11 protein-coding genes are annotated in these 10,339 nt (G+C 75.5%); 3 read left to right on the forward strand and 8 right to left on the reverse strand.

Going from position 1 to position 10,339, the window contains the following annotated elements:
- From pyrF to PSR1_RS18025, 3 genes are all read right to left on the reverse strand, one after another.
- Nucleotides 1–485: orotidine-5'-phosphate decarboxylase (gene pyrF, locus PSR1_RS18015; RefSeq protein ID WP_059438828.1), on the reverse strand; the 485-nt coding region annotated here is incomplete at its 3' end.
- A 2-nt stretch (nucleotides 486–487) separates the two neighbouring features.
- Nucleotides 488–1,807 carry a DUF4388 domain-containing protein gene (locus PSR1_RS18020; RefSeq protein WP_059438829.1) on the reverse strand — a complete coding sequence of 440 codons (1,320 nt, stop codon included), beginning with the start codon at nucleotides 1,805–1,807 and terminating at the stop codon, nucleotides 488–490.
- 52 nt (nucleotides 1,808–1,859) lie between these two features.
- The gene (locus tag PSR1_RS18025; RefSeq protein WP_059438830.1) at nucleotides 1,860–3,584 is read right to left on the reverse strand and encodes a proline--tRNA ligase; all 1,725 of its coding nucleotides are present in this window, start codon (nucleotides 3,582–3,584) and stop codon (nucleotides 1,860–1,862) included.
- 26 nt (nucleotides 3,585–3,610) lie between these two features.
- On the opposite strand from PSR1_RS18025, the gene PSR1_RS18030 reads away from it, so the two are divergent.
- Nucleotides 3,611–3,961, forward strand: a complete 351-nt coding sequence (locus PSR1_RS18030) for a c-type cytochrome (protein WP_059438831.1) — start codon at nucleotides 3,611–3,613, stop codon at nucleotides 3,959–3,961.
- 111 nt (nucleotides 3,962–4,072) lie between these two features.
- On the opposite strand, the gene ispG is transcribed toward PSR1_RS18030, so the two are convergent.
- A complete protein-coding gene (ispG, locus tag PSR1_RS18035) occupies nucleotides 4,073–5,182 on the reverse strand; it encodes a flavodoxin-dependent (E)-4-hydroxy-3-methylbut-2-enyl-diphosphate synthase (protein WP_059438832.1) in 1,110 nt (369 codons plus the stop codon).
- A gap of 79 nt (nucleotides 5,183–5,261) precedes the next feature.
- Nucleotides 5,262–6,311, reverse strand: a complete 1,050-nt coding sequence (locus tag PSR1_RS18040) for a thioredoxin domain-containing protein (RefSeq protein ID WP_059438833.1) — start codon at nucleotides 6,309–6,311, stop codon at nucleotides 5,262–5,264.
- 211 nt (nucleotides 6,312–6,522) lie between these two features.
- Here PSR1_RS18040 and trxB point away from each other — a divergent pair, with 211 nt between their 5' ends.
- Entirely contained in the window at nucleotides 6,523–7,467 is a 945-nt protein-coding gene (gene trxB / locus PSR1_RS18045; RefSeq protein ID WP_059438834.1) for a thioredoxin-disulfide reductase, read from the forward strand.
- A gap of 5 nt (nucleotides 7,468–7,472) precedes the next feature.
- On the forward strand, nucleotides 7,473–7,970 hold the full coding sequence (gene moaC, locus PSR1_RS18050; protein WP_059438835.1) for a cyclic pyranopterin monophosphate synthase MoaC: 498 nt from the start codon (nucleotides 7,473–7,475) through the stop codon (nucleotides 7,968–7,970).
- On the opposite strand, the gene PSR1_RS18055 is transcribed toward moaC, so the two are convergent.
- From PSR1_RS18055 to PSR1_RS18065, 3 genes are read right to left on the reverse strand one after another with little or no spacing between them, the layout of a single operon-like run.
- Nucleotides 7,861–8,688, reverse strand: a complete 828-nt coding sequence (locus PSR1_RS18055) for a TatD family hydrolase (RefSeq protein ID WP_059438836.1) — start codon at nucleotides 8,686–8,688, stop codon at nucleotides 7,861–7,863. The genes moaC and PSR1_RS18055 overlap by 110 nt on opposite strands.
- 57 nt (nucleotides 8,689–8,745) lie before the next feature.
- Nucleotides 8,746–9,549 carry a protein-glutamate O-methyltransferase CheR gene (locus PSR1_RS18060; RefSeq protein WP_059438837.1) on the reverse strand — a complete coding sequence of 268 codons (804 nt, stop codon included), beginning with the start codon at nucleotides 9,547–9,549 and terminating at the stop codon, nucleotides 8,746–8,748.
- A complete protein-coding gene (locus PSR1_RS18065) occupies nucleotides 9,546–10,112 on the reverse strand; it encodes a chemotaxis protein CheW (RefSeq protein ID WP_059438838.1) in 567 nt (188 codons plus the stop codon). The genes PSR1_RS18060 and PSR1_RS18065 overlap by 4 nt, the downstream gene beginning before the upstream one ends.
- Between the last annotated feature and the right edge of the window lie 227 nt (nucleotides 10,113–10,339).

Genomic DNA, 10,339 nt, shown 5'->3' on the forward strand with positions numbered 1-10,339 from the left:
ACCGCCGCCACCTCGTGCGGCGAGCAGACGATCCCGCCGGCGCCGGCGTCCACCGCGAGGCGCGCCAGCCGCACCACCGCCGCCTCGGGCGGGCCGGCGAGGCCGATGGCCTCGAGCGCCGCCGCGTCCAGGCTGGTGAGCACCGTCACCGCCAGCACCCGCACGCCGGGGCCGGCGCCGCGCACGGCCGCCCTCACCATCTCCGCGCCGCCGGCGGCGTGCACGGTGAGCAGCGCCGCGCCGCTCGCGGCCGCGCTGCGCGCCGCGCCCTCCACGGTGTTGGGGATGTCGTGCAGCTTCAGGTCGAGGAACACCGGCCGGCCGAGCGCCGCCGCGGCGCGCACCGCCGCGGGCCCCTCGGCCGCGAACAGCTCGAGCCCGACCTTGAGGATCCCGACCTCCGGCGCGACCGCGCGCGCGAACGGCTCGGCCGCGGCGAAGGTGGGGAAGTCGAGCGCGGCGCAGATCCGTTCCGACGGCTTCATGGCTAGGCCTTTCCGACCTGCATGCGCCCGACCTCGCGCAGCAGCGCGTCGGCCTCGGGGCGGGGCAGGCAGTTCTTCACCTCGAACAGCGCGAACGCGAGCAGGTCCTCGAGCGCCTCCAGCGCCCGGGCGCGCGCCGCGGCGCCGGTCCAGGTCCCGACCGCGAGCACGTTCGCGAGCACCAGCATCACGTCCACCGACCCGTCCTCGGCCAGGCGGACGCCCTCGAACAGCGCGCGCTGCTTCGGGGGCAGGCGGTCGAAGTAGGTGTTGAGCCGCGCCGAGGCGTCCGGCTGCGCGGCGGCGAGCGCCTGGTGCACGCGCTGGAAGATGCGGCGGTACGTCTCGAACGGCCCGGAGGTCCGCACGCCGGGCGGCGGGGTCGGGCGCGGCGTCTCCGGTGCCGGCTCGGGCGCCGGGACCGCGGGCAGGGCCGGGACCGCGAGCACGCCGCGGCGCACCAGCGCCGCCGCGGTGGCGAGCGCCTCGCGCAGGGTGAGGCTGGCGGCCCGCGCCGCCTCGGGGAGCGTGCGCGCCCCGTCCACCGCCTCGACGAGCCGCGCCTCCAGCGGGGCGAGCCCGCCGGCGTCCGCGCCGGCCCGGGCCCGGCGCAGCACCACCTCGCGCCCGCCCAGCTCGCGGCCGAGCTGCTCCGCCTCCTCCACCCGCCGCATGCCCTCCAGCAGCAGCTCGCGGGTGCGCTGCGGCAGCTTCACCGCGTTCTGCTCGTCGGTCCGGCCCTCCAGGAAGGCGAACGTGCCCGCGGCCTCCAGGAAGGAGCCCATCAGGATCTCCGTCACCTGGAGCGTCATCCCCTCGTAGAGCTGGCCGGGCGAGAGCAACCCCTGGTCCACCAGCACCTGCCCGAGCGGGTGGCCGGCGGAGACCAGGTGCCGGCAGCGCTCCAGGTCCTCGTCGCGGACCAGCCCGGACCGCACCAGCATCGGGCCGAGCCGCTCGGCGGGCTCCGACGACGAGGCGAACACCACCTGCCCGTCCCGGAAGAAGATGCTGCGCCGCCGCAGCTGCTCGGGCCGGTCCGGCGCGGCGGCATGCTCGCCGTCGGCGCCGAACGCGAGCAGCAGCACGCCGGTCTTGAGCGAGGTGAACACGAACTGGATCACCTCGGGCACCGACAGCGCCGAGAGCGAGCCCGCGAACCACGAGCGCGGCGTCTCGCCGCGCGCGGGGGCGATCAGCGCGAACGCGCCGCGCGCCGACACCAGCTCGGCGTCGCCGCCCCCTGCGAGCCCCAGCGCCTCCGCCTCGCGCGGCGGCAACGTGACCTGGCCCTCGGCCCCCACCGACAGCTTCGCGCGCATCCACCCCTCCGCTGCCCGGCGCGGCGGGATGCGCCCGCCCGGGCCGGACCGACTACGTCCCCGCCCGGACCGCCTCGGCCGCCTTGCGCGCGACCTCGGCCAGCGGGACGAGCTCCACCGCGCCGCCCTTGCGCAGCTTCCACTCCACGTTGCCGGCGGCGAGCCCCTTCTTCCCCACCGCGATGCGGACGGGGATGCCGAGCAGGTCGGCGTCCTTGAACTTCACCCCGGCGCGCTCGTCGCGGTCGTCGAACAGCACCTCGACGCCCTCCTCCCCGAGCGCGGCCACCACCTCCTCGGCCGCCTTGCGCAGCTCGGGCTCGGGCCCGAGCGTGAGCACGGTGGCGTGGAACGGCGCGATGGCCATCGGGAACACGATGCCGTTGTCGTCGTGGTGCAGCTCGATCGCCGCGGCCAGGATGCGCTCCACGCCGATGCCGTAGCTGCCCATGATGATGGGCACCTGCTTGCCCTCGGCGTCGAGCACGGTCGCCTTCATCGACTCCGAGTACTTGGTGCCGAGCTTGAAGATGTGGCCGACCTCGAGCGCCTTGAAGACCTCGAGCGCGCCCTCGCAGCGCGGGCAGCCCTCGCCGGCCTTCACCGTGCGCAGCTCGGCCAGCGTGGCGCCGTGGGCGAGGAGGTCGCGCTTCACGTCCACGCCGCGGAGGTGGAAGCCGTCCTCGTTCGCGCCGGTGACCATGTCCTTGCGGTCGGCGAGCGACGGGTCGACCACCACGCGCGCCTTCGTGAACCGCACCGCGCCGAGCGAGCCGGCGTGCGCGCCCATGAGCGGCGGGATCTCCTCGGGGTGCGCCGGGCGGACCACCTGCGCGCCGGTGGCGGTCTGGAGCTTCGCCTCGTTCAGCTCCTGGTCGCCGCGCACCACCGCGACGACCGGCTGCTCGTCGGCGAGGTAGACGAGCGTCTTCAGCTGCCGCCGGGCCGGCACCGAGTGCGGCGCCCGCTCCAGCGCCTCGATGGTCACGACGCCGGGGGTGGCGAACTTCTCGGGCGCGGCGAGCCCGGGGCCGTCGGCCTCGGCGGCGACGCGCGAGGTGGCGGTCTCGGTGTTGGCGGCGTACCGGCACCTCGGGCACGCGGCCACCAGGTCCTCGCCGGCGTCGGTGCGCACCATGAACTCGGAGGACTCGCTGCCGCCCATCGAGCCGGAGTGCGCCTGCACCGCCACGAAGTCGAGGCCGCAGCGGGTGAAGATCTTCTCGTACGCGCGGCGCTGGTCCTCGTAGCTCCTGTCGAGGCCGGCCCGGTCCACGTCGAAGGAGTACGCGTCCTTCATGGTGAACTGGCGCACGCGCAGCAGGCCGGACTTGGGCCGCGGCTCGTCGCGGAACTTGGTCTGGATCTGGTACCAGACCTGCGGGAGCTGCCGGTAGCTGCGCAGCTCGTCCCGGGCGATGGCGGTGAAGATCTCCTCGTGCGTCATGCCGAGGCCGTAGTCGCCGCCCTTGCGGTCCTTCAGCCGGAACATGTTGTCGCCCATCACCTCCCAGCGGCCGGACTCCTTCCAGATCTCGGCCGGGTGGAGCGCGGGCAGGAAGAACTCCTGGCCGCCGATGGCGTTCATCTCCTCGCGGACGATCGCCTCGATCTTGGTGAGGGAGCGCTTCGCGAGCGGCAGGTAGTCGTAGATGCCGGCGCCGAGCTGGCGGATGAAGCCGGCGCGGACGAGCAGCTTGTGGCTCGCGACCTGCGCGTCGGCGGGCGCTTCCTTCAGCGTCGGGATGAAGGCCTGGCTGTAGCGGACGGCGTGCATGGGGGTGGGTTATACAATGGAACCCCATGCCTGCGCGCACCCGCTATGCGCTCGCCGCCGCGGTGGTCCTGGCGCTGGGGGCGGCGCTCCTGTCGCAGCTCCCGGCCGGCACCTTCGGTCGCCGCGCGCCCCCGCCGGTCGAGACCCCGGAGCTCGCCGCGCAGGGGAAGCGCGTGCTCACCCAGCAGTGCTGGCACTGCCACCGGGAGATCCCGCTCGCCCCGCGGGTCGCGGGCTGGGACGCCCCGCGCGCGTACGAGGCGCTGGGCCGCCTGCCGGAGCTGAACCGGGCCATGCCGCCGTTCCGCGGCACCGACGCCGACCGCCGCGCGCTCGCGGCGTACCTGGCCGCGCTCGCGGCGGGCCGGGCGCCCTGACCCTTCGACTCCGGCGGCGCCGATGGCACCGCCTACGCTCAGGGTGAGCGGATCTGCACGATCCGCTCGTCGGAGCCTGCTCCGGGGTTGCCGAACGGCGAGCGCCCGGAGCTACTTCGGCGCGCGCTGGCCGGAGATCTGGATGGCCTCGGCCACCAGCGCCTCCTCCAGCTCCTCCGCCTTCATGCGCTTCACGATCTTGCCGTCGCGGAACAGCAGCCCCACGCCGTTGTGGCCGTAGGCGATCCCGACGTCGGCGGCGGCCGCCTCGCCGGGCCCGTTCACCTCGCAGCCCATCACCGCCACCTGCACCTCGCCCTTGAGCGTGGCGAGGCGGCGCTCGACGCGCTCGGCCACCGGGATCATGTCCACCGAGCACCGGCCGCAGGTCGGGCAGGAGGTGAGCGTGGCCCCGCCGAACTTGAGCCCGAGCGAGGTGAGCAGCATGCGCGCCACCCGCACCTCCTCGACCGGATCGGCGGTGAGGGAGATGCGGATGGTGTCGCCGATCCCCTCGCCCAGCAGGATGCCGAGGCCCGCGGCGCTCTTGACGGTGCCGGCGAGCAGCGTGCCGGCCTCGGTGACCCCGAGGTGGAGCGGGTAGTCGAACTGGCGGGAGAAGAGCCGGTTCGCCTGCACGGTCATGGCGACGTCGTGCGCCTTCAGCGAGACCTTGATCTCGCGGTAGCCCTCGTCCTCGAGGAAGCGGATGTGCCGCTCGGCGCTCTCCACCATGCCGGCGGCGGTGGGCCAGCCGTGCTTCTCGACGATGTCCTTCTCGAGCGAGCCGGCGTTCACGCCGATGCGCACCGGGACGCTGCGCTCCCGGGCGGCCTTCACCACCTCGCGGACCCGCTCGCGCGCGCCGATGTTGCCCGGGTTGAGGCGGATGCCGTGGATGCCGGCCTTCAGCGCGGCGAGCGCCAGCCGGTAGTCGAAGTGGATGTCGGCCACCAGCGGCACCGGGGTGGCCTTCACGATCTCCGGCAGCGCGGCGGCGGCGTCCTGGTCCGGCACGGCCAGGCGCACCACGTCGGCGCCCGCCTCGGCCAGCGCGCGGATCTGCGCCAGCGTGGCCGCGGCGTCGGCGGTCTGGGTGGTGGTCATCGACTGCACGGCGATCGGGGCGTCGCCGCCGATCCGCACGTTGCCGACCCGGATCTGCCGCGTCTTCCGGCGCTCGCCCAGCGTCGCGCCCTCACCCTGTCCGTATGCGCCCACTCGACACCTCCGAAACGGCACGGCGGCCGCGTCCGGATCTAGGACGGGGCCGCCGGCTTCGCCAGCCTGAGGTCGGGGCCTACAGCTTGCCCGCCGCCTTCAGCTCCTCGTCGATCACGGCCTTGAAGGCCTCCAGGGGCTGCGCGCCCGAGATGAGCCGGCCGTTGATGAAGAACGCCGGGGTCCCGCTCACGCCGGCGGCCTCGCCGGCCTTGTGGTGCTCCTGCACCACCGGGGCCTTCTCGCCGGACTCCAGGCAGCGGTCGAACTTCGCGCCGTCCACGCCGACGTCGCGGGCGTAGCCCTTCAGGTCGTCCACGGCGAGCTTGCCGTTCGCGGCGAAGAGCCGGTCGTGCATCTCCCAGTACTTGCCCTGGTCGCCGGCGCAGTGCGCCGCCTCGGCCGCCTTCGGGGCGAGGTCGTGCGAGGGCAGCGGGAAGTCGCGGTAGACCACCCGGATCTTGCCCGGGTACGCGGCCATCACGTCCTTCACCGTCGGCTCGGCGCGCACGCAGAACGGGCACTGGTAGTCGGAGAACTCGACGATGGTGATGGGCGCGTCGCTCGGGCCCTTCGACGGGCCGGTGGCCGCGACCTCGACCTTGGGCGGCATGTACGCGGGCAGCAGCACCTCGACGTTCATGTCCTTCTTCAGCTTCTCGTAGTACGCCGTCAGCTCGGCCTGGGCCTTCTGGTTCTTGATGAACCGGGCGATGTCCGGCTTCACCTGGTCGATGGGCGGGAGCTGCTGGCCGCCGGCCTTGGCGCGCTCGTAGAGCGCGCGGACCTCGTCGTCGGCCGGCTCGGGGATCTTCGCGACCACGTCGCGGTTCACCAGCTCGTCCGGCGTGATGCCCTCGGCCTTCGCCTTCGCCTCGAAGACGCGCCGGCGGATCATCGACTCCAGGCCCTGGCGCTTCAGCTGGTACTTCTGCTCCTCGTACTGCTGCTCGAGCTGCTTCAGGTCGCTCTTCACGAGCTCGTCCAGCTCGCCCGCGGTGATGGCCTGGCCGCCGACCTTGGCGACCGGCGCCGACGGGTTCTCCTTCTGCTGCGCCGGCTGGGCCGGGCGAGGGGACTGGCAGGCGGCCGCGAGGACGGCGAGCGCGCCGAGGACGACGTTGCGCATGGGGATGAGGGCTCCGCGGGAGGTGTGTCGGGCCAACGGCCCGGAGGAGGCGAACCTTCCGCCAAAACGGCCGGTCCGTCAACGGTTTCGACCGCGCACGGCGGGGCGCCGGCCGCCCCCTCGCCCGGGCGATGCGCGAGCGAACCTTCGCCGTGACACGCTGGCTCCAAGCGGCTATTCAGAGGTCCCCTCGCACCAGGGAGGTCACGCCATGTCCAAGCACGAGCGGCTCGTCATCGTCGGCAGCGGCCCCGCGGGCTACACCGCCGCGCTCTACGCCGCGCGCGCCAACCTCCGGCCGCTGCTGTTCGAGGGCATGCAGCCGGGCGGGCAGCTGACCATCACGAGCGAGGTGGAGAACTTCCCCGGGTTCCCCGAGGGCATCCTCGGGCCGGAGCTGATGGAGAAGATGAAGAAGCAGGCCGAGCGCTTCGGCACGCGCTTCGAGGCGAGCGAGATCACCCGGGTGGACTTCTCGCAGCGCCCCTTCAAGCTCTGGCAGGACGACACGCTCTACACCGCCGACGCGGTGATCATCGCCACCGGCGCGTCCGCCAAGTGGCTGCAGATCCCGTCGGAGAAGCAGTACCAGGGGCGCGGCGTGTCGGCCTGCGCCACCTGCGACGGCTTCTTCTTCCGCGGCGTGGAGGTCGCGGTGGTGGGCGGCGGCGACACGGCGCTGGAGGAGGCGAGCTTCCTCACCAAGTACGCGAGCAAGGTGTACGTGGTGCACCGCCGCGGCGAGCTGCGCGCCTCCAAGATCATGCAGGACCGCGCCCGCAAGAACCCGAAGATCGAGCTCGCGCTGAACGCGGTGGTGGACGAGATCCTCGGCGACGGGAAGGCGGTCACCGGCGTCCGGCTCAAGGACACCCGCGACGGCTCGACCCGCGAGCTGCCGCTGAAGGGCGTGTTCATGGGCATCGGGCACGAGCCCAACACCGGCATCTTCAAGGGCCAGCTCGAGATGAACGAGGTCGGCTACCTCGCGGTGAAGGCGCCCTCCACCGCGACCAGCGTGGCGGGCGTGTTCGCGGCGGGCGACGTCTCCGACCCGCACTACCGCCAGGCGATCAGCGCGGCCGGCACCGGCTGCTCGGCGGCGATCGACGCGGAGCGCTGGCTGGGCGAGCACGTCACCGAGAGCTGGAACTAGCCGCCATGAAGATGATCGACGTCGGCGCGAAGCCGAAGACCGAGCGCGTGGCGGTGGCGCGCGGCTTCGTGGCCATGTCCGCCGACACGGTGGGCCGGATCCGCGCGGGCGAGGTGGAGAAGGGCGACGTGCTCGCCGCCGCGCGGCTGGCCGGCGTCATGGCCGCGAAGAAGACGCCGGACCTGGTGCCGCTCTGCCACCCCATCGCGCTCTCCGGCGTGGACGTGAGCGCGGTGCCGGGCCCCGGCGGCGTGGCGGTCGAGGCGACCGTGCGCACGGTGGACCGGACCGGCGTCGAGATGGAGGCGCTCGCCGCGGTCTCGGCCGCCTGCCTGACCATCTACGACATGCTGAAGCGGTACGAGAAGGGCATGTCGATCACGGCCATCGAGCTCATCGAGAAGAAGGGCGGGCGGAGCGGGCACTGGACGCGCGGCCCCGCAGCCCCGCCGGATCGACGCCGAGGAAGCGGATCGCGTTCGCGCCGCACACGCGGCGGATGACGGCGGGCGCGAGCCCGGCCTTCGCCATCCGGTCGGCCGCCCGCGCCAGCGCCAGCAGGTCCCCGCCGCCCACGCCGGCGTCGGAGCCGAGGACGATCCCCTCCGGCCCGAGCGACGCCACCACCCGCACCGCCGCGTCCACCGCGCCGCGCGGCCCGGCCCCGCCGGACAGCGACAGGCCCGCCAGGTGGCCGCAGGCGCGGATCGCCTTCACGGTGCGCTCGTCGGCGCCCGCCACCAGCACGCGCGCCGGCTCCAGCTCCGACTCGCGCAGCGCCGCGAGCAGCCGCCGGGTGAGGCGCTCGCGCCCGCGCAGCGGGACCGCCGCGACCACCGGCAGCCGCAGCTCGCGCGCCAGCTCGAGCTGGCGCGAGAGCACCCGCTCCTCCAGCGCGCCGCCCTCGGCCAGGCCCACCGCGCCGAGCGCCGCCACCTCCGGGCGGCCCAGGGCGTCGGGCAGCTCGGCGAGCAGCGCCTCCAGGCCGCGCGACGGGATCCGGCGCGGGTGGACGCCGAGGGCGGCCCAGGCCGCGAGGCCGCCCCGGCGCAGCCGCCGGGTGGCGCCGGCGACCTGCTCCCAGCCGCGGCGGATGGCCGCCGGCGTCGCCGTGACCACCGCGTCGCCGGACGGCACCAGCGCCCCCTCGATCCCGAAGAACCGGAGGTCCGCGACCTCGCGCGCCCCGAGCGCGCCGGCGTGGAGGAAGGCGTCGAACACGGCGGGATCGTAACCGGCCGCGCGCGGGAAAGCCCGCGCGGACGCGGCCGCGCGCGATCAGCCCGGGCGCCGCAGCAGCGTCGCCCCGCCGTCCTCCACCCATTCGACGGGGAGGTCCGCCGCGAGCGGCAGCTCCACCGGGCCCAGCACCAGCCAGCCCCCGGGGCGCACCGCGGCGAGCAGCGTGCGCAGCACCGCCGCCGCGACCGCCGGGTCGAAGTAGATGAGGACGTTGCGGCACACCACCGCGTCGAACGCGGCCCCGGGGGGCGGGTCGCGGACGAGGTTGTGGTGGCGGACCTCCACCGGCGCGCGCACCTCCGGGTGCACCGCCCGCGCGCCGTCCGGCCCCGCCGGCAGGAGCCAGCGCGCCGCCAGCGCGGGCGGCAGCCGCCGCAGCGTCCGCGCGCCGTAGCGCGCGCGGCGCGCCGCCTCGAGCGCGCGGGCGGAGACGTCGGTCGCGAGGACGCGGTCGCCTGCGGCGGCGCCGCGGCCCGCCTCGCGCAGCAGCATGGCGAGCCCGTAGGCCTCCTCGCCGCTCGCGCAGCCCGCCGACCAGAGGCGGAGCGGCGCCGGGCCGTCGCCGGCGAGCCGGGTCAGCGCGGCGAGCTGCTCGGGGTGGCGCCAGAACGAGGTCTCGCGCACCGCGGCCTGCTCCACCAGCGCCGCGAGCGCCCCGGCGTCGCCCGCCGCGACCGCCGCCGCGAGCCGCGCCGGCGTCGTGCCCCGGTCCTCCGCGGCGCGCTCCACCGCGGCGCGCAGCGCGTCGCCCAGGCCGCTCGCGAGGGAGAGCCCCGTCTCCGCGGCGAGCGCGCGGGCCACCGCGGCGAGCTCCGCCGGCCCCGGGGCGCCGTCCGTCACGGCTCCGCCGGCGCGCCCGGGCCCGCCAGCGCCGCCCGCAGCGGCGACGGGTCGAGGAGCGGGAGGACCTCGCCGCCGTCCGCGCACAGCCCGGCGACGAGCGGCGACCCCCGCCAGCCCTCCGGCGCCGCCTCGGCCGGATCGCCCTCGAACAGCCGCGGGCCGTCCACCGTGCCCGCCACGCGCTCCACCGCGAGCCCCAGCGCCGGCGCGCCCGCGAGGACCACCACGCGCGCGTCGAGGTCCAGGTCCGCGCGCGCCCCCGCGGCCGCGGCCAGGTCCACGGCCACCACCGGGACCCCGCGCCAGGAGAAGGTCCCGAGCACGTGCGCCGGCGCGCCCGGCAGCGGCGCGAGCGCGACCATGCGGACCACCTCGGCGACCTGCGCGACCGGCAGGAGCGCGCGGCGGCCGCCCGCCTCGAGCACCAGGTGCAGCCCCGGGAGCGACGTGCCGCCCAGCGCCGCCAGCGCGCGCTGCGCGTCGCGGAGGGCGCCGGAGAGCCGGCGGACCTCGGCGGACAGCGCCGCGCGCGCCGAGTCGGCGAGGAAGTCGTCGGGCATGCGGGGAGGATAGCGCAACCGTCCGGCGGTGCGGGGCGGGCGTGGTTGAGCGGGCGGGCGGGGCCGTCGGTGGGCGTGGTGGGCGTGGGCGGGCGGGGCCGTCGGTGGGCGTGGTGGGCGTGGGCGGGCGGGGCCGTTGGTGGGCGTGGTGGGGCTTTGAGGGGGCGGGGGCGGTCGGGGGCGAATGCGCGTGACCGGGGCCGGGCATGGCGGGATCGGCTTGCGGG

This window comes from Anaeromyxobacter sp. PSR-1, assembly GCF_000964525.1.
Lineage (GTDB): Bacteria > Myxococcota > Myxococcia > Myxococcales > Anaeromyxobacteraceae > Anaeromyxobacter.

Excerpts from the sequence above, each read along its gene's own strand:
- PSR1_RS18065 (WP_059438838.1), bottom strand. The coding sequence starts at position 10,112 with ATGCCCGACGACTTCCTCGCCGACTCGGCGCGCGCGGCGCTGTCCGCC.
- trxB (WP_059438834.1), top strand. The coding sequence starts at position 6,523 with ATGTCCAAGCACGAGCGGCTCGTCATCGTCGGCAGCGGCCCCGCGGGC.
- moaC (WP_059438835.1), top strand. The coding sequence starts at position 7,473 with ATGAAGATGATCGACGTCGGCGCGAAGCCGAAGACCGAGCGCGTGGCG.
- PSR1_RS18040 (WP_059438833.1), bottom strand. The coding sequence starts at position 6,311 with ATGCGCAACGTCGTCCTCGGCGCGCTCGCCGTCCTCGCGGCCGCCTGC.
- PSR1_RS18020 (WP_059438829.1), bottom strand. The coding sequence starts at position 1,807 with ATGCGCGCGAAGCTGTCGGTGGGGGCCGAGGGCCAGGTCACGTTGCCG.
- PSR1_RS18025 (WP_059438830.1), bottom strand. The coding sequence starts at position 3,584 with ATGCACGCCGTCCGCTACAGCCAGGCCTTCATCCCGACGCTGAAGGAA.
- PSR1_RS18030 (WP_059438831.1), top strand. The coding sequence starts at position 3,611 with ATGCCTGCGCGCACCCGCTATGCGCTCGCCGCCGCGGTGGTCCTGGCG.